Source organism: Pantoea sp. LS15 (genome assembly GCF_012241585.1).
Lineage (GTDB): Bacteria > Pseudomonadota > Gammaproteobacteria > Enterobacterales > Enterobacteriaceae > Enterobacter.
The window spans coordinates 62,910-81,345 of the sequence record NZ_JAAVXA010000018.1 but is presented as its reverse complement, the minus strand read 5'-3'; the positions used below and the strand labels follow the sequence as shown (position 1 = coordinate 81,345).

The window sequence follows — 18,436 nt, the reverse complement described above, 5'->3', positions numbered from 1 at the left end:
AAGCTCTTTTCGTCCCCCATTGGGACCCCCTTTTGATTTCTTGTTTCTCTCTTGCAGTTGCCAGACCGCAAGTTGTTTTAACAAATCAAAAGGGGTTTTTATAACTGGCTTAAAGCTGAAAGCTTTCCGGAACCCCCAGCCTAGCTGGGGGTTTTCTGTGCACAAAAAAACACCGGCCATCGCCGGTGTTATTTACGCCAGAATATCGTCATATTCCCGCGTATTATCAAACTCATGTTTAGCAAACGGACACAGCGGAATAATTTTACGGTTCTCACCGCGCATCTTCTCCACCACTTTCGCCACCAGCTGTTTGCCAACGCCCTGCCCTTTCAGGCTCGGATCGACGTCGGTGTGCTCAATAATACTCAGGTGCTCGCCGGTCGGTACGAAGACAATCTCCGCGACCTGATTTCCGTGAGCATCGTTCACGTAAAACTTGTTATGGCCTTCCAGAATATCCATGGTTCCTCGCTTATTTTTGGCGATACTTCAACGCACCGCTCGGGCAGGTATCAATCACACGTATCACTGTTTCAACGTCCACTTCATCCGGAATGATCCACGGTTTACGTTTCAGGTTAAACAGCTTAGCGCTTCCGCGTACACAGTTACCTGAGTGTTTACAGATCCCGGTGTTGAAGTAAACATCAATTTTCTCGCCGGTATAGGCCCGGTAACCTGCATCCAGTAGTTCTTTATCCATGACATTGCCTCTGTAATTATTCTGGTATGAAATGAAGCATAGCCTTACGAGATCCTGATGGCTATAACGCCGAAAACGAAAATCCAGGTCACAACTCTTTTCATGCCAGATTGCGTCCCCCTATTACGCATGTCAGGCTCCGCAAATGTCTCACGTTTAAATGGCTATCGCAGGTTGAATGAAACGCAGACTCTCTTTTCAGGTAAAGCTTTTTTTAGCGCTGGTGTGCTTCTCCTGCCTGCTGTTAGTTTTGTTGGGAACGATCCTGTTTCATTTTATTGACCGCCAACTCCATCACGATCTTGGCCAGCGAGCCCGGGTTCAGGCCAGTCAGATCGCGCTGATGCCAGGTCTGGCGACAATGGTTGCGGCCAGAGATATCCCCGGTATCGCCCGGCTAATCCAGCCGCTGCGTGCCGAAAGCGATGCCAGTTATATTGTGATTGGCGATACCCGGGAGCAGCACCTCTATCATTCAGAATCCCCGGAGCGCATCAATTTACCGATGATCGGTGGGGATAATGCGGAGGTATTAAAAGGAAAAACCATTATTTCCGTGCGTCAGGGTGGAATTGGCGTGTCGCTACGCAGTAAAGCGCCCATCTTCAACGCGCAGCATCAGGTGATTGGGATTGTCTCAGTCGGCTATCTGACCTCGTATATTGCCAATATTAACGCCCGCATTCTCTGGCAATCCGGGTTATACGGTATTGGCCTCCTGTTGTTGCTGTTTATTTTCTCCTGGCTGTTTACCCGCAATCTTAAAAAGCAGATGTTCCGGCTTGAACCGAAAGATATCGCTCAGTTGGTCTTGCAACAAAGAGCATTGCTGGAAGCAATGTATGAAGGAATTTTTGCCGTCAATGAAGAGAAGCAGTTGATTCTCATTAACCGCGCCGCACGAGAAATGCTGGATATTCGGCAAAGTGAGAAAGAACTTATCGGCAAACCACTGGAAGAGGTTCTGCAAACCTCTCCGGGATTCCTGTCTCAGCGCTACGCTTCAGTGAGCAGCGGCAGCCATGACCAGATTGCGGTGCTTAATCAGCGGGAGGTGATCGTTAACCGCGTGGGGATTGAGGTAGAACCGGGTGTCGAGAGTGGTTGGGTATATAGTTTTCGCGACAAAAATGACATTAACACACTCAGCAGTCAGCTCAGTCAGATCAAGCGCTATGCGGATAACCTGCGCATTATGCGCCACGAACAGCTGAACTGGACCGCCACGCTGGTGGGCTTGCTGCAGATGAAACACTATGACGAGGCGATCCGATACATCCAGTTGCAGTCAGAAGGTGCCCAAAAAGTGCTGGACTTTGTCTCGGCCCATTTTGCCTCTCCGGCACTGTGTGGGTTGCTGTTAGGGAAATATGTCAGCGCACGTGAAAAAGGCATTGAACTGCTGTTTGATCCCGCTTGCCAGCTCACCCGCATGCCGGCCGCCATCAACGAAACGGAGCTAATGTCCGTGATCGGTAATTTGCTGGATAACGCCGTGGATGCCACCCTGAAGGCCTCCGTGCACGCCCCGGTGGAGATCTACATTTCTGACCGCAACCAGGAGCTGCTGATTGAGGTGGCCGACAGGGGCTGCGGGGTGGATGATGCACTGAAACCGCATATTTTCCGCCATGGTTTCAGCAGTAAACCAGAAAGCGAGAACGACATTGTGGGTACAGAGCACGGTATTGGCCTGTTTCTGGTGGCAGGCTATATCGAGAAAGCGGGCGGCAGCATAGAGATCGCCGACAACACGCCACAAGGCACTATTTTTTCTGTGTTTATTCCGAATGGGCAACAGCATGACCCGAGCACTTGATGTTGTGATAGTTGAAGATGAACCGCACCTGGCGGAGCTGCATCGTGAGTACATAGAGCAGAATTTTCACTTACGTGTGGTGGGCATCGCCGCGTCGATTGAGCAGGCCTGTAACCTGATTAGTGAGCATCAGCCGCGGCTGATATTGCTGGATAACTATCTCCCGGACGGTAAAGGCGTGGAGTTAATCGACAACCCACTGCTGAAAAGCTACGAATGCTCGGTGATCTTCATCACCGCCGCCAGCGATATGCAGACCTGCAGCCATGCCATGCGCAGCGGTGCGTTCGACTACCTGATTAAGCCCGTCTTTTTCCAGCGTCTGCATGCCTCCCTTGAGCGGTTTATGCGCTTCATCCATACCGTGCAGCAGGTGAAGGTCGTCGACCAGCATGCGCTGGATCGCCTGTTTAATCTACCTGCCGCGGAATCCTCTCTCACCCCGTCGACGAAAGGTATTGAGCCCCAAACGCTGGAACGGATGAAACAATTTTTCGCCGATAATCCCGACAGTGCGATGTCGGTGGAAGAGGTCGTGGAGAACGTCGGGATCAGCAAAACCACGGGACGTCGCTATCTTGAATACTGCGTGGAAAGTGGGTTAATCAGCGTCGAGATGCTGTATGGCAACATTGGTCATCCACGAAGGTTATACCGCAAAGCCCCCGATAAACCGTAATCCGCAACCGTTCACAGGCTAACGTTCGCGGATTTTATGGTGTTAATTGCTGAAACGACGGCAACAATCACACTTCGGAATCATTGCCCGCTTCACCCTATTGTGGGTGGAGCCCACTGCGCTATGTTGACAATTAGTTCCTCAAATGTAACTAAAAGGTTAACTATAATGTCGAACACATTCCGAATTTCTCTGATTACCGCTACTGTACTGTTCTCTGCTTCTGCACTGTCTGCCTTGCCGCAGGGCTATCCTGCTGAGTATCAAAACGTTGTCAATGGCGCAACGAAAGAGGGCAAGGTTGTCATTTACTCCACCACCGACATCAAAGCTGCCGGGCCGCTGATCCAGGGCTTCGAAAAAACCTACCCGGGCATTAAAGTTGAATACAACGACATGAACAGCACCGAGCTGTACAACCGTTTCATCAGTGAACAGGCCTCCGGCGGTGTAAGCGGCGACGTAGTCTGGAGCTCCTCCATGGACACTGGTCTGAAGCTCGCCACCGACTACGCCATGGAGTACAAATCGCCGGAGCAAAGCCAGCTGCCGAAATGGGCGGTCTGGAAAGACAAGGCATACGGCACCACCTATGAGCCGGTGGTCTTTATCTACAACAAACGCCTGATCCCGGCCGGCGACGTGCCCGATTCTCACGCCGCGCTGGCGAAACTGATTGCCAGTCAGACGGACAAATTCAAGGGCAAAGTCACCACCTATGACATCGAGAAGTCGGGTCTGGGCTTTATGCTCTCAGTGCAGGATCACAACGCCGATCCTAATTACTTTAAAACCCTGGCTGACGTCGCCAAAGGTGGTTTATCAGTACAGTCGTCTACCGGCACCATGATGGAGCGCGTCTCCTCCGGTGAAAACCTGATCGGCTTTAATATCCTCGGATCTTATGCTGAAGCACGTGCGAAGAACGATCCGTCGCTCGGCATTTCCTATCCAAAAGATTACACCCTGGTGCTGTCGCGTGTGTCGTTCATCAGCCAGCAGGCACAAAACAGTAATGCGGCAAAACTGTGGCTCGACTATGTGCTGTCTGAGCAAGGGCAAAACATTCTGGCGAACCAGGCAGACATTCCGTCCATTCGTAATGATATCGAAGGGAAAAATGATATCGACGGCCTGACCAAAATCCTCGGCAACGCGCTGAAGCCGATCCCGGTTGATGAAACGCTGCTGGAATACCTGCAGCCGAAAAAACGCCTGGAGTACATCAAAGAGTGGCGTACTGCCGCCGGTAAATAAGCGTCTGAGCGCGGTGCAGGCCGCCGCGCTCCAGTTCATCGACTGAGTTCGTTTTTCTGGGCTGCAACACCAGGGATACCCCATGAATACATTACGCAGAAAGTGGCAAAGCCTGCCGCGAGGCATCGTCGTGCTGATAACCGCCCTGGTTATCTACACGCCGCTGTCGTTTATCGTGATACAGAGCTTCCTGTCCGCCCCGTTCTTTTCTCCGTCAAAAGAGTGGAGCTTTGAATCATTTGATTTTATTTTCACCGACCCTGATTTTTATAAGGCCCTGAAAAGTGGTTTTATTCTCGCCTTCGGGCTGGTTTTTATCTCCATTCCGCTGGGCGGCGTGCTGGCATTTCTGATGGTGCGTACCGACCTGCCCGGTCGCCGGTTGATTGAGCCGCTGATCCTGGTCCCGATTTTCGTTTCACCGATGGTACTGGGCTTCGGCTACGTGGTAGCCGCGGGTCCGGTGGGTTTTCTCTCCCAGTGGGCGGAAGCGCTGGTTGGCTTTGTGCCGTGGAATATCTACGACATGTCGAGCATTGTGGTCATTGCCGGCCTGACGCACGTCCCGCACGCCTATCTGTATATTTCGTCAGCGCTGCGTAGCGTAGGCTCCGATGTAGAAGAGGCCGCGCGCACCGCGGGTGCGTCGCCCTGGCAGGTGATGACCTCCGTCAGCCTGCCGATGGTGCGCCCGTCCATTCTGTACGCCACTGTGCTGCTCTTCTTCCTGGGGCTGGAAGTGTTCGGCCTGATGCTGGTGCTCGGCGACCCGGAAGGCAACATGGTGCTGGCGACCTATCTCTATAAGCTGACGAACAAGATGGGTACCCCATCCTATCACCTGATGGCGGCGGTTGCCGTGGTGCTGATCTGCATCACCATCCCGCTGGTGATGCTCCAGCGACGCCTGATGCGCACCGCCAACCGCTTCGTCACCATGAAGGGCAAAGCTTCTCAGGCCCGTGCGTTACCGCTGGGTAAATGGCGCTGGGTTGCTGGCGCGGTGATTGCCTTCTGGCTTACCGTTACCATCGGTGTTCCACTGCTCGGCGTGGTATTGCGTGCGTTTATCTCTAACTGGGGCGTCGGCGTTTCGTTGTGGGATGAGCTCTCTCTGAACACCTTCCGCACCATCTGGGCGCAGCCCAACCTGCTGCGCGCCATCATCAACTCCATGGCGATTGGCGTGATTGGCGGTGCGCTGGCGGTAGTCTGCTACCTGTTTGTCGGCATTGCCATGCACCGCAAACCGGACAACACCACGCGCTTCCTGGATTACAGCGTGCTGGTGCCACGCGCCGTGCCAGGCCTGCTGGCGGGGCTGGCATTTTTGTGGGTGTTCCTGTTCCTGCCGATGTGGCTGGATAACGCGCTGAAATCCGGCTGGCTTTCCGGGTTTGCCTGGACCGACTGGATGCGCGAAAACGTCATCGTCTGGCTGCGTTCGCTGCGCAGCACCATTTTCAGTGTCTGGCTGGCCTATACCGTGGTGTGGATGGCTTATGGACTCAGACTCATCTCCTCAACGCTGTTGCAAGTGGGACCGGAGCTTGAAGAAGCGGCGCGCAGCACCGGGGCAACACGTGGCCAGATCACCCGTCACGTTACTATTCCGCTCTCCCGCTACGGTCTTATCGGTTCCTGGCTTCTGATGTTCCTGATCTTTGAACGCGAATACTCAACGGGTGTGTACCTGCTTTCACCCGGGACGGAAACCATCGGCTCGATGCTGGTTTCCCTCTGGGCTGCGGGTGCCATTGATATCGTGGCGGCGCTCTCTTTCATTAACATCCTGCTGGTCGTGGTAGGTCTGGGCATTGCCCTTCGTTTCGGAGTCAAAATACATGATTGAATTAGCGGTTGACGATCTGCACTTAACCTACGGCGACAATCCTGTTTTAAAAGGGGTCTCCATGAACCTGAAGCGCGGTGAGGTTGTTTCCCTGTTGGGGCCCTCCGGTAGCGGCAAGACCACCCTGCTGCGTGCGGTGGCGGGTCTGGAGAAACCCACTCAGGGTTCGATTGTCATTGGCAAAAACAAAGTTTACGACGGCACACCGCGCAGCGAGATCCCCGCGGAAGAGCGTAACCTGGGCCTGGTGTTCCAGTCCTATGCCCTGTGGCCGCACAAAACCGTGTTTGAAAACGTGGCTTACCCGCTCAAACTGCGTAAAGTCCCGGCCAAAGAGATCCAGCAGCGCGTGCAGGATGTGCTGGACCAGCTTGGTCTGGGTCATCTGGGTAAACGCCACCCGCACCAGCTCTCCGGCGGACAGCAGCAGCGCGTGGCGATAGGTCGGGCGCTGGTCTATAACCCACCGGTAATTTTGCTGGACGAACCGCTTTCTAACCTCGACGCCAAGCTTCGCGAAGAGGCCCGTGTGTTCCTGCGTGAGCTGATCATCAAACTCGGTTTATCCGCGCTCATGGTGACGCACGACCAGAACGAAGCGATGTCCATCTCCGACCGTATCCTGTTACTCAATAACGGTAAAATTGAGCAACAAGGCACACCTCAGGAGATGTATGGCTCACCCAAAACGCTGTTCACTGCTGAGTTTATGGGTAGCAATAACCGTCTGCACGGTAAGGTCACCGAAGTACGCGACGGCAGAGCGCGTATCGAAGGAAAAGGCTGGGTGCTGTGGGGCCAGGCCGGTGAAGGGGTGCAGAGTGGTGCTGAGGCCACGGCGGTGATCCGCGTCGAGCGTGTGGCGGTGGTCGACGGTCCAGGGGAAAATCAGCTTGAACTGCCGCTGCTCACCAGCATGTATCTCGGCGACCGTTGGGAATATTTGTTCCGTACGACGGGGGATGATTTTGTGATCCGAGCGTATGGGCATGAGGTTCGCGACCCGCAGCACTGCCATCTTTCGCTGCCTGAGAAGCATGTTTGGATCTTCCCGAAAGGGTGATAAAAAAGGCTGCGCAATGCAGCCTTTTTTGCAACTCCAGTTTGTATTTTCCGTTTCATTATCCATCGCTATTACGTTTAAAAATAAACAACTTTAACCTGAAGCTGCCATCGTTGTTTTAGATAATACCTACCTCATTTATCCATTCAGAGTTCCCCATGAATAAACTCTCGCTATTAGTGGTTGTTTTCAGCCTCGGTTCATTAACCGCATGCAGTCATTCCCAGCCAGATAAAGTTGAACAAATAAACCATCTAAATATCCCGTTAGTCCTTCCCGGTGAAAAACCACCGATGGTGCAGACCTCACACATTGCCGCGCTTTACCAGAGCAACAAACAGCAGATTGATAAACTAACGAATAACATTAAAGTGAGGTATTTACAGGATGCGACAGCGAGAGATATTTTTACTGAGGACAGTCCCATCCAGCCAGTTTATGCCTCTCTGACAAAGCTGGAACAGTTAGAGATGGTCAACGAGCAATATCTGAAAGATAAAAATGAGGCTGGTCTGAGTACTATTAATGTCCTGCTTCAACCTTTAATGAAAGGATAAACGTCAAAAGCCCGACTACGCCATAGCCGGGCTTGTATTAGTGAAATGCGGGTAAATATTAGTCGTGCTGTCCAAAGCGGTAAGTTACCCCTGCCGTAACGGAACTTACGTCACTGCTCACCCCGATCTGGTTCGCGTTACCTACATTACTGACCCACTGATATTCCAGGCGCCCCGCCCAGTTTTTGTTGAACGCATACTCCGTCCCCACAGCCACAAGCGGACGTACACCGGTTTCAAAGCGATTGTGACCACTTACATCAGACTCAGCACGATACCCCATCGCACCGGCTCGGCCATAAAGATCCCAGTTGTCCGTCATGGCGTAGCTGGCTTTTAAGGACATTTGCAAACCCTGAGCCTTCATTTGCGCGCCTGCGCCATGCTGCCCTTTGATCTGCATATTACCTAAGTAATCGTAGCCACCCTCAACAGCAAGCCAGGGTGTAATTTGGTAACCGGTATAAACACCGCCACCGACATTATCCTGATCAAAGCTGTTATTGGCGTCGTGTGCTTTAGCTCCAGTGTTGGTGTCAAAATAATGTGACCAACCGAATTTAGCACCGCCATACCAGGTACCTACATCGGCTGCCGCAAATGCGGTGGTTGCGGTAAATGCGTTAGCAAGAATTAAAGCGACAAGTATCTTTTTCATAGAAAATCCCGTTTACACTGTTGAATGTTTTTCAGTAAACAAACAATAGCGGTAAACGAGATGGTGGTTAATTGATTTTATGTTTAATTTTAAACTTCACTAAAATGACTCTGGTAAATTACCAAGAGTTAATAAATATCCGCCGCGTTTAAAAGAGATGTATTCTCCTTGTTTAAGGGCTGATAAGACATTGAGAATACTACTACGGGATAATAGTGTACGGTCCTGAATATAGTCAAGAATTGTCGTGCGCATACGCGCCTCTTCAGGCAGTAATATCATCTCCTGCAGATGGTTACGAATAACAGAATAGGTTCGCTGCTGAACAACCTGAGCATCGCGATAAATTAAATAGGCCGTGTGATATGAAAGCAATGCCGACACATCTTCCCATACCCCCTCCTCACGAAAAAGATCGGCGGCCTGTTCTGCATCAACACGCAAGATGGTTGATTCTGTTTCAGCGCGAAGAATATGCCCCTGAGTGGGCTGGATCATCTCTGCAATACCAAACAGATGAGGCTCGTAAACCGTGACCAACAACAAACCATCCTGGGCACGAAGTATGGACAGTTCGCCCTCCAGAAACAGGTACATTTGCTGGCGACCTTTATATGCCCAGGTGATCCGTTTACGTGGGATAACTTTTACTTGTTCAGCAATCGGTTCGAGGATCGCGGTCAGTCGTTCAATGGATTTTTCCGGTCGAACAGGCGGTAAAATATGCATAGTACAACCTTCTAACATGGGATAATTTCCAGTATAGACCAACGATAAACTGCTCAAAATTGATAGCTATAGTTGACGCTGGCAAACCAGAGATGGGGGTGATCGTAACTTCCCGCGAAGGCAGACGGCGAGCTCACCTTTGATGACTGCATATGAAGGTACTCTACTGCGATACCGATATTGCTGGCCGGAGAGATCTGATACTGTGCCCCCGTCCCGAAGCGCCACTCGTCGCCAGTGGGAAGTGTCATGGCCACATCATCCTGACGACGATAAGGTGAACTGTCAAATGCCACGCCAGCATTCAGACGCCATTGTGCCGTTGGCCGGTATTGCACGCCCAGCGCACTATGCCAGGTATCTTTCATGCGGTTAGCCTGGTTTACTTTCCGTCCGTTCACCGTCACCTGCGGTGCGCCAAACTGGCTCCAGTCCTGCCAGCCGAGATCGGCCATCAACGACCACTGCTGATTCACATCATGCACGACGCTGAGCATAAGTTGCTGCGGTGCACGGACCTGGGCTGAGAGCGGCAGAGTGTCTCCACGTACTTTACCGTTAATATTGAAACCGTAGTCGGTTTGGCTATTCCAGGTGATCCCGGCACGCGTCTGCCCGGACAACTCCATGAGTAGCCCCAGACGATAGCTCATGGCCCAGTCATGATCATGCTGCTGGCGATCATTATCGTTAACGTTACGGGTCAGCGACAAAAAACCGTAATTCACATTGGCAGATGCACCGATTGAAAGCCTGTCGTTCAGTTTGTACGCCAGAGAAGGACTGAGGGTCATCGCTGCCATTGTGCTCTTTTTGATCAGCCTGTCACCCGCCCAGTTACCATAATCGATCCCCAGACCATAGTTGCCATAAAGCCCGATCCCGGCATAGAGATTGTCGGTCACTTTTTGGCTGTAAAAGGCGCTGGTATTCGGGAAGGTTTTCATCACATCACCAGGACTACGCTGCGCGGTGTTATTCAGTTGGTAGTCGATAGACCCATCCATCACCTGTAACCCACCAGTGAACATGTGATCCGGTAACTGTGTCATACCCGCCGGGTTGGTCATTATCGTTGAGGCATCCTGGGCGCGAGCAGCCTGCCCTGCCCCGGCCAGAGCGGTATCCTCGGTACCTGTTTCATAAAAATAGAGGCCGCTGGCATGGGTGCAGGAACTCACCAGCAGGCCCACACTCAGTAATATTCGTATTTTCATATCTGACTCGTTAAAGATAAACAACGCGGAAGGTATATCAGCGAATAAAGAACGAGTAAAAAGAAAGCATGTTTATTTTTGAATTTTGCCCGTTTCATGATATATGGGGTATCTTATTAAGATTATTCTTAATATCGTAAAAAATAGTTGTTAGTTTTTAATAAATTAAAAAATAACAATCAAAATTATCATTTTTATAATTTTGAATTCTATATACACCCTGACTATTCTCATTCGAGCCGTTAACTGACGGAGAATCACAAATAAACACATTCCGTATGGATAATTTTCAATGGCGAATTTATCCGCCAAATGTCACAGGAGTCAGACATGAGCACTAATTTAATCTGGTCAGGAAAAGTGGAAGCAAAAAATGCCGAAGCGATAAATACCGGCATTACTCTTAAACCAGGAGAGATCATTACCATTCTGGCCAGTGGTTGGGCCAAAAATGGGAGTGAAACTTTTGCTCTGACCGCACCACAAGGTCGTATTCCCCGGGAAGGTGAAACGCTGGCAGTTCGCAACCCTTCGCTGCTTGCACGGATTGGTAAAGAAGAATATCCAGTTGGCAACCATAAATATCGCTGGTCAGTTCCTGCGGAAGGTGCACTGTCACTGATTTTTGCAGACGGTAAAGACCAGTATAAAGACAACTCCGGTGAATTCAGTGTTGAAGTATATCGTGAGGCGGATATTACAGCAGCACCATCAGAACCATATGAAGATTTAACCAACTTTGAACGTGATAACTGGAATAACTGGCAGGCGGGACCGGCCGGGCACGATCTCTACCTGGTCGATACCAGCACGAGAGCGGTAGAATTCATTACCAAACCTGGCAAAAACCATGCCGGAGAGATCCTCAAAAAGACACTTTCAGGTCTTACCGCCGGGCATGAATATACCTGGACGGTGAAAGTTGCGCGCATTATCGGAAAATATGAAGCACCAAAAATTTCGCTCCGGGCGGATGGCAAAGATATTTCCGCACCGCTGGAACTGAAGCAGGCGAATGAATGGGTAACCCTGAGTGGAAAATTTAAAGCCACGGGCAGTAATGCACAACTCGTTATTGTTAGCCATGTTGCGGCAAGTATGGGCAACGATTTCCGAATTAAAGAGCTTAAAATTAAGGGTTAATTGCTAATTTAGCGGACGGCTATTCAATGGAAATACAGAATAGTAGATTTTTCTTCGCAAGGCGATAGATGGTTTGAAAAATTGTGTAGCACATATGATGAACATATGTGCTACACCAACAGGCAATAAACACACTCTATTACTCTTTATTATGTTCCCTATCTTCTCACTGTCAGCGACCGTCTGGAACAAGACGCGTCTCAATAAATGCTATTCTGAAAACATAACATCATTGTTGCCACGACTCTGAATCACCACAGGTTTAACAGACAACTCAAAGTCATTTATGCATTGCCTCCCACCGGTAGATGAGCCTGCCCTCTTGTTTGGACAGCCCCTTATCCTTTAGGATAAGAAAAATCAGCAGTGATTAAATGTGACACTGATTTATCAGACTGGACTTCATATGCGATGCTATATCGTTTTCCAGAAGTAAACTTAAATCCGAACACAGGAAGACACTCACCTTTAGGTACATAAACAGGCTTGTCATCAAAAACATTGTGAAAAGAGTCGCTTTTATCGCTGTTGATTTGAATCGCGGTAATCCGTTCCTGTGGTTCCAGTGGCGACACCACACAAACATGATTGTCTTTGATAAATGTCTTTGTAGATTCTCGATCTACCATTCTGTCACCAGGCCCAGGGCATCCCGTTAAGAGAAATACGACACCCAGCAACATACCTACTCCTCTGTACATCCCCATTCACTCAGCTCTCAATAGTAAGACCATTTACTGATCCCATAAACCAGCAGTACCCAGTAAGCTTTTCTTGAACCAGTCTATAAGTATATTCAGCAACCCAGCTAAAAGTACCCCTATTCTTACCTATTGCTCATGTTGATGTTGCCACTAATGCTCTAGTTCATGGATGAAAATATCTTTATCTTCAATGAAAACCAACTTTGCAGAAAAGTCTTATCTGTACATAGACTCTCTGTACCATAACTCCTCGTTGGGAGTCATCGCGGATGATAATGATGATCTGTTCGTCGGAAAATGGCTTCTTAATAGGGATGTCCTCATGTGTCTTATGAAGACATTGCTAACATCGCGGTGTATTAATCAACGGGGAGCAGGTCAGTTTGAAACGTCGGACAATGAAAAATAGAGAATTGCCGCGTGGAGTCTCAGAGTTTGATTATGTGTTCGTTCCGCTAAAATCAAACGTTGGGAAAGCATTTCCTGTTGTTTTCGACTTTATTGCACGTAAAATGACCAGACACATTTTGGGAAGGAGTCTTTAATGGATATCGCGCTGCTCAACAGGGGGTGGAACAGAACATGGTCAGATACCATGGTGAATCTGGAAGCCCGGAAACTCGTCGAAACAGCAAACCGGCTGTCAGCATTCTATTTGCAAGATGGTCTTACACGTATCAAGTTTGTCGAAGAGATAAAACAGGTTGTAGAGAAAGAATTTGAAACCGCACGACGAGCTAAAACCGATGAAGAATGCATTATATGCATCAAAAATCTGCGTGCCGAAACGGATAATCTGCACGAACAAGAACGTCTGTTAAGAACCAGAGCCGCACAGCTTTACGCGAAAATCGAGTTTGTTAAGGAAAATAATAAAATCGTCGGTTATGTTATATCCGCTGTAAATGTGGTGCTATCAGGCGTGGTTCTCTTTGGTGGCTTTATGATGTTATCCACTATGGGGCCGATTGGTATGCTGGCTGGGGCAGTCCTGATTGCCGATGGAATGAACGGATTAACGAAAGAAGTGCTCAACTTTGATCAGCCTGCAGGACATAAACCCTCGCAAGGTATCATTGCTGACTCCGCGATGCATACGGCCCAGTTCATGGGATTTAATCCTAACACGGGCTTGGCTCTCTATAATGGTGTTACTCTTGGCGCCAGTGTGTATAGCATTGTAGGACTCGCTCGAAAAACTGGAGCCTGGAGATTATTCCGCTGGCTTCCACACGATTACTATCGCAAAGTCAGCACAATGAGCACTCCTAAACTAACAATGAAGATTGTCGGTTATGGTGTTAAAGCAAAAGTGATTTTCGACCTATTGACAACAGAAAATGGAACCAGTTAATCCTTGATAGTTTTTCGGTAACGCCAGGATTTATAGGAAATTACCGGCGGCTGTGCGAAAGAGATAATGGCAACCCCAAAGATCATCGCCAACCCCCATGCAACTGCTCTATCAGGTGAGCTGAAGATGATAAGTAACAGTAGGATAAAGGCACACACAGCCACCACTCCCACCAAGGTAATAAATCGCCTGGCGAGGTCATTTATGGCCTCTCCAAGCGTTCCTCCATATTTTTCAATATTGCTTTTTATCTTCTGCAATTCGGGCTGCGTAAACCCTGAACGTAACAAAGCCTCATCAGTTACTTTCATATCGTGTCGTCCCTTATCTCCCTGGAGTGTTTTCTCAATCGCTGATTGTGCAAGCAATCATACTGATGAACTTTACAGCAATCCAGCCGAAACTTTTCGGCATATTACATCTCCCCCCTTTCTTATCTTCTGGATGATGCCAAGACATTGAGACGATATAAGGTTAACGATCACATGATGTTTGTGCTATTTAACAGATTTCAGGCAATAGCAGCCATAAAGCCCCGTTAGCGGTACAAGCAACAAGCGGAGCGTAGCGACTTCATCAGGCCAACCCAGTTGGTTTCGCTTTTCGAAAGTCACCAGTGACCAAATTAGATTGTCAGAGGGATCACACCTTATCAGGATGCCCGTGTACTTTTCGGAGCGTGAGCGAAGCGCTGGCAGAGCCTGCATGTTGTGTGCAGGTACGTTTACCACTATTCACCTGTTTACGTGGCTCACAGGCCACACATCGGGCTTAAATGCGTGTGATCAATCTGTTCGGGAGTTATGCCAGGTATGGGGCTTTTTGTTCGTTGTTTTGCTGTCGCGGTAAGAACCTGGAACCTCCGCCAGCGTGATGATATGCACCCTTGTACCACAGACCAATCACGCGACAGATGCGGGCGTAGAACAATGGGTAGTTTAAGTTGTACCTGCTAAAGTGGGGGATCGTAACTAACTGATAAATCATAATCAGTTGATTTATCGGGAGATTGGAGCGGGCGAAGGGAATCGAAGAGGCCGACTCTAAGCACCGGAAAGGACAAGGCAAACAGACGTTTACGTAAATCCACGGTAACTAGTAGCGGTAGCTTACTAGGTTAAGACCATGACGATCAAGGGCAAAGGAACAAATTATCTTTACGTAAACAGTGACGGGATTTATATCATCCAGCTTCATATTCCCGTTTACATGCGCCACCTCTGGAACGGTCGCAAGATGCTTAAAAAATCAACAGGCACTCGCGATCTTGTGTTGGCTCGTAGGTTTCGTGATCAGTACCTGATGGAGTTCAGAAGGCTACAGGCGCAATTCAACCCAAATGCTTATCTTCTCAAGATTCAGTCAGCCATTACCGATCTACGTTTCGTTGGTGCTACATCTACTAATCTCGTTCCAGATTTTCAGACAGCCACCAAAGGGAAACCTTCAACGCCAAAGTTAAAAGACCTTTGCGACGAATACATGAAGGTGTATTCAGACAGGCGGAGCTATTCCACTTTGCAAAAGTCTGCCCGTGCTGTCGAGGCGTTTACGAAATCCATCAAAAGACCAGCGATTACAATTGGCGGTATTGGTCGCCGTATGGTGACGGAGTTCCTGGAGGCTAACCAAGGCAAGTTTTCACCTCAAACGTTGCAGAACTGGCTAACCTCTTTGGGGAGTCTGTACGAGTTCGCCAAACGTCGATATGACGCAATCCCGGACAGTAACCCGTTTCACGGTCATAACCTCGAAGCACGTCGCACGATAGAGAGTTATCAGCCGTTTGAACCTGAACAATTGCAAACACTTGTCAGAGAAGCGGATAACGTTCTACGCGATGTCATACTGATTGGGCTGTACTCAGGCATGAGGTTAGACGAAATCGCCAGCATTAAGCGGGCGGAGATTGTGATGATGGAGGGTGTACGGTGTTTCTTCGTAAGCAAGTCTAAGACGCTTGCCGGGGTGCGTTATGTTCCAATCCACTCTCTACTGATCGGCATTGTTGATAAGCATCTGGCAAACAACAGCGGTGAATATCTGCTGGAACAGTCAAACAAAATCATTCGTAAGGATGGCAAGCGGGGTCCATGGTATAGCCAAAAGTTCACCCGGCTGCGTGATAGCGTTTTGCCAACAGCTACAGATCGGCAATGTTTCCACAGCCTACGGGGAATGTTCATCACCTGCTTAGACCGTGCGGGGGTGCCAGAACAACGGATCGGTGCTATCACCGGACACACCGAACAGAAAGCGAAAACCGAAGCATTCAGAACCTACAGCAAAGGCGCGGGGATGAAGGAACTATCGGAGTATGTGGAGTTAGTGAGTTACGGTAATATAGAGTAAAAACAAGGGGCAAGCCCTGCCCCTTTCACAACGGGAGAGTTAAGAAGTATGGACCTACAAGCATGGGATAACGTTATCTCTATCGCTTCGAATGCAGTCACAGCGCTGGGTGTGGTTGGAGGGGTAGTTTTTGGCGGTTCGAAACTGAAAGACTATCTTGATGTAAAAAAGAATGATGTTGCTTTTCAGACAGCGTTAGCATTATATGATGAATTTGGTGCGCTACGTAAAAAGCATCTTAAAATAAGAGTTAACTTTAATGTGGTTCTAAATCATATGGATGAATCATTTGATGGACAGCATCCAATAACAGCAACGAAGTATTTCGAATTACAACGATTAGGGATTGATTGTATTGATGATTCTCTTTCAATAACTCGCCTATTAATCAAAGCAGATAACTTCAACACATTATTTAATGAAGAACTGCATGATAAAATTATAGAAATTACATATCTTACCAACAGCATAACTGAGAACCTGGACTCGTTTTTCAACTTAACCCTTAATTCTTTGAAAAATAAAATAGTACAAGATACTGATATTGATAATGCTCATATTTTATGCGAAGAATACGAAAAATTAACATCAAAATGCCATGAACTTTGCTCAGAAATAAGGGGGATTAGATTCAAGGATTTTTGTAAATTCGCATAAAAAAGGCCGGGTTGCCCCAGCCTCATTTGGTTTTGATTTTTCGTTGTCGCTTTTCGTTCAAATAGTACCTAATAGCACTGTCGAATCCGTGGTTTTGAATGCGGTCAAGTAGGCTGGAGCGACTACACTCAAGCCGACGCGCCAATGCTGACATGTTGATAATCGCATCATCGCCCTTGCCATCTAGAATCCACTGCATCAGCGGCATGTTACCAGTACCGATCAAAGCTAATTTCATATGTATCTCCTTTCCTTTGCCTCGCCAGCAGCGGGGGCAATGCGCCCCCAACATCTGCTGTCTTACGCTGCGTCGTCCATAGTGATCTTCAGAACGAAGTCCGGACGCATTGGGATCTGAATCTGTGATAACTCACTGACCACCTCATAGTTCATGAACTTATCACGCAGAACGTAATGGTAAGATGGATAAACCGGACCATTAGCAACTTCAGCATGACGGCTCGCCGGAGTCTGGTAAGTCATATACGGAGACAGGTCACCTTCTACGATGTTGGAGAATGTCGCCAGCATGTAGCCTTCACCATCTGCAATGCCGTACAGCGGGTCATCTACCTGTACCACGGTTACGCGCCCAATGTTATATCGGTCATATGCACCCAAAGTGTCAGGGAAAATGATATCGCGGGACGTGGCTTGGAATAATGCTGCCTGATATGCGGTTGGGTTCGCCTGAATAGCGGCGAATAACGAAGGTGAAGCTAGCAGATAAACCTGTTTAATGCTGGAAGACCAACCACCCAGATTTTTCTTCAGCAGAGTGACAGCATTCTGCATCTCAGTAATAACGTTGGCACTGGTGCCAGTCTTCACGGTTGTTGTTGGCTGGCTAATGCCCCAGAAGGTTTGCCAGTTCAGATCAGGGCCTTCGCGTAGGTGTGTCGCCTCTACGGTATTGTGAAGCAGACTCTGCGCCATTGCATATTCAACGTCACGGCGGGTTTGCAGGTAGTGCTTCAGGGTATGATTAGCAACAACATCTTCAGCGGTCATTTGACGGTTTGTTCCCGGCTGACGTTTCCCCTGCCAATCCTGGCTAGTGATGGTTGAGCTGTAAACATGAAGTGGAGCCTGAACAGTCACGTTAGCCGCTTTAGGGAAGTTTAGACCGGACATTTCAGAACCATAACGGGCAACAGATTTAGTCACTTCACGCTGCACATCTTCCAGGGTATCGAGCGCAATGATTTGCGTGTCGCTTGGACGGCTGGTAAAAATCCCCAGGCTGGACAGAAGGAACCCCTCGCCGCTTGGCTTCACGAACTGACCTGAAAGGTTAGTAAAATCACTTAATTTCATATAGTTATCTCTCCTTGATTAGATTGCGGTGTTTGCATCAGCAATGCGGTTGCCTTGCTTAACAAGGGCAGCGTATGCAGCATCTTTTGCAGCAGCCGCTACAACCAGACCAGATGGGTTGAACACGCATTGGGTATCACTGATAACAAGGCTACGGACATCACCTGCAATTTGGTTTTGCAGTGCAACAGCACAGTTATCAGCATCGGCTGCAACGTATGCCGCGCCAGTGGTCGGGTTAATCACATCACCACAAGTCACGTCAGCAGCCAGATCAAGGATCACGGTGCGCTTATGAAAGATCGGTGAATCGGTATAAACCAATACATCCTGTGGGGTTTTGCTTTCGTATTCGAATGCCATATTTTGTAT

The 18,436-nt window shown here is 49.0% G+C and carries 20 protein-coding genes; 10 read left to right on the top strand and 10 right to left on the bottom strand.

Annotation, left to right across the window (positions count from 1 at the left end; all coding sequences use genetic code 11):
- Positions 1–192 precede the first annotated feature (192 nt).
- Together HED65_RS20525 and yjdI are read right to left on the bottom strand one after the other, a co-directional pair.
- Positions 193–465 carry a GNAT family N-acetyltransferase gene (locus HED65_RS20525; RefSeq protein WP_114979952.1) on the bottom strand — a complete coding sequence of 91 codons (273 nt, stop codon included), beginning with the start codon at positions 463–465 and terminating at the stop codon, positions 193–195.
- Positions 466–475: 10 nt separating this feature from the next.
- Positions 476–706 carry a 4Fe-4S mono-cluster protein YjdI gene (gene yjdI / locus HED65_RS20520; RefSeq protein ID WP_014071635.1) on the bottom strand — a complete coding sequence of 77 codons (231 nt, stop codon included), beginning with the start codon at positions 704–706 and terminating at the stop codon, positions 476–478.
- Positions 707–884: 178 nt separating this feature from the next.
- Here yjdI and HED65_RS20515 point away from each other — a divergent pair, with 178 nt between their 5' ends.
- The 6 genes from HED65_RS20515 to HED65_RS20490 all read left to right on the top strand — a co-directional run bounded on the left by HED65_RS20515 (position 885) and on the right by HED65_RS20490 (position 7,933).
- Positions 885–2,525: an ATP-binding protein gene (locus tag HED65_RS20515; RefSeq protein WP_114979951.1), complete on the top strand. Its 1,641-nt coding sequence runs from the start codon at positions 885–887 to the stop codon at positions 2,523–2,525.
- The gene (locus HED65_RS20510) at positions 2,509–3,204 is read left to right on the top strand and encodes a response regulator (RefSeq protein ID WP_114979956.1); all 696 of its coding nucleotides are present in this window, start codon (positions 2,509–2,511) and stop codon (positions 3,202–3,204) included. The genes HED65_RS20515 and HED65_RS20510 overlap by 17 nt, the downstream gene beginning before the upstream one ends.
- Positions 3,205–3,372: 168 nt before the next feature.
- The gene (locus tag HED65_RS20505) at positions 3,373–4,461 is read left to right on the top strand and encodes an ABC transporter substrate-binding protein (protein WP_114979950.1); all 1,089 of its coding nucleotides are present in this window, start codon (positions 3,373–3,375) and stop codon (positions 4,459–4,461) included.
- 82 nt (positions 4,462–4,543) lie between these two features.
- The gene (locus tag HED65_RS20500; RefSeq protein WP_114979949.1) at positions 4,544–6,313 is read left to right on the top strand and encodes an ABC transporter permease; all 1,770 of its coding nucleotides are present in this window, start codon (positions 4,544–4,546) and stop codon (positions 6,311–6,313) included.
- Entirely contained in the window at positions 6,306–7,376 is a 1,071-nt protein-coding gene (locus HED65_RS20495) for an ABC transporter ATP-binding protein (protein ID WP_114979948.1), read from the top strand. Before HED65_RS20500 ends, HED65_RS20495 begins: the two co-directional genes overlap by 8 nt.
- Before the next feature lie 158 nt (positions 7,377–7,534).
- Positions 7,535–7,933, top strand: a complete 399-nt coding sequence (locus HED65_RS20490) for a KPN_03583 family lipoprotein (RefSeq protein ID WP_114979947.1) — start codon at positions 7,535–7,537, stop codon at positions 7,931–7,933.
- Positions 7,934–7,991: 58 nt separating this feature from the next.
- Here HED65_RS20490 and HED65_RS20485 read toward each other — a convergent pair whose 3' ends face one another.
- The 3 genes from HED65_RS20485 to HED65_RS20475 all read right to left on the bottom strand — a co-directional run bounded on the left by HED65_RS20485 (position 7,992) and on the right by HED65_RS20475 (position 10,537).
- Positions 7,992–8,591 (bottom strand): outer membrane beta-barrel protein, encoded by a 600-nt coding sequence (locus tag HED65_RS20485; protein WP_114979946.1) that lies wholly within the window; start codon positions 8,589–8,591, stop codon positions 7,992–7,994.
- A 99-nt stretch (positions 8,592–8,690) separates the two neighbouring features.
- Positions 8,691–9,320: a helix-turn-helix domain-containing protein gene (locus tag HED65_RS20480; protein WP_114979945.1), complete on the bottom strand. Its 630-nt coding sequence runs from the start codon at positions 9,318–9,320 to the stop codon at positions 8,691–8,693.
- Positions 9,321–9,373: 53 nt separating this feature from the next.
- Positions 9,374–10,537 (bottom strand): OmpP1/FadL family transporter, encoded by a 1,164-nt coding sequence (locus HED65_RS20475; RefSeq protein ID WP_114979944.1) that lies wholly within the window; start codon positions 10,535–10,537, stop codon positions 9,374–9,376.
- Positions 10,538–10,867: 330 nt separating this feature from the next.
- Between HED65_RS20475 and HED65_RS20470 the strand changes: the two genes are divergently transcribed.
- Positions 10,868–11,680: a LecA/PA-IL family lectin gene (locus HED65_RS20470; RefSeq protein WP_114979943.1), complete on the top strand. Its 813-nt coding sequence runs from the start codon at positions 10,868–10,870 to the stop codon at positions 11,678–11,680.
- Positions 11,681–12,018: 338 nt separating this feature from the next.
- Here the strand turns inward: HED65_RS20470 and HED65_RS20465 are convergent, their stop codons facing one another.
- A complete protein-coding gene (locus tag HED65_RS20465) occupies positions 12,019–12,363 on the bottom strand; it encodes a putative T6SS immunity periplasmic lipoprotein (protein WP_114979942.1) in 345 nt (114 codons plus the stop codon).
- Between the two features lie 565 nt (positions 12,364–12,928).
- On the opposite strand from HED65_RS20465, the gene HED65_RS20460 reads away from it, so the two are divergent.
- Positions 12,929–13,738 (top strand): DUF4225 domain-containing protein, encoded by an 810-nt coding sequence (locus HED65_RS20460; RefSeq protein WP_114979941.1) that lies wholly within the window; start codon positions 12,929–12,931, stop codon positions 13,736–13,738.
- Here the strand turns inward: HED65_RS20460 and HED65_RS20455 are convergent.
- Complete coding sequence (locus HED65_RS20455; protein WP_114979940.1) at positions 13,735–14,049, bottom strand: hypothetical protein; 315 nt, start codon at positions 14,047–14,049, stop codon at positions 13,735–13,737. The genes HED65_RS20460 and HED65_RS20455 overlap by 4 nt on opposite strands.
- An 814-nt stretch (positions 14,050–14,863) precedes the next feature.
- Here HED65_RS20455 and HED65_RS20450 point away from each other — a divergent pair.
- Together HED65_RS20450 and HED65_RS20445 are read left to right on the top strand one after the other, a co-directional pair.
- The gene (locus HED65_RS20450; RefSeq protein ID WP_114979939.1) at positions 14,864–16,090 is read left to right on the top strand and encodes a tyrosine-type recombinase/integrase; all 1,227 of its coding nucleotides are present in this window, start codon (positions 14,864–14,866) and stop codon (positions 16,088–16,090) included.
- A 48-nt stretch (positions 16,091–16,138) separates the two neighbouring features.
- Positions 16,139–16,747 carry a hypothetical protein gene (locus HED65_RS20445; protein WP_114979938.1) on the top strand — a complete coding sequence of 203 codons (609 nt, stop codon included), beginning with the start codon at positions 16,139–16,141 and terminating at the stop codon, positions 16,745–16,747.
- 22 nt (positions 16,748–16,769) lie between these two features.
- On the opposite strand, the gene HED65_RS20440 is transcribed toward HED65_RS20445, so the two are convergent.
- The 3 genes from HED65_RS20440 to HED65_RS20430 all read right to left on the bottom strand — a co-directional run bounded on the left by HED65_RS20440 (position 16,770) and on the right by HED65_RS20430 (position 18,427).
- A complete protein-coding gene (locus tag HED65_RS20440; RefSeq protein WP_114979937.1) occupies positions 16,770–16,985 on the bottom strand; it encodes a hypothetical protein in 216 nt (71 codons plus the stop codon).
- A gap of 62 nt (positions 16,986–17,047) precedes the next feature.
- On the bottom strand, positions 17,048–18,064 hold the full coding sequence (locus tag HED65_RS20435; protein WP_048994113.1) for a major capsid protein: 1,017 nt from the start codon (positions 18,062–18,064) through the stop codon (positions 17,048–17,050).
- Positions 18,065–18,082: 18 nt separating this feature from the next.
- Positions 18,083–18,427, bottom strand: coding sequence for a hypothetical protein (locus HED65_RS20430; protein ID WP_114979936.1), 345 nt, complete (start codon positions 18,425–18,427; stop codon positions 18,083–18,085).
- Between the last annotated feature and the right edge of the window lie 9 nt (positions 18,428–18,436).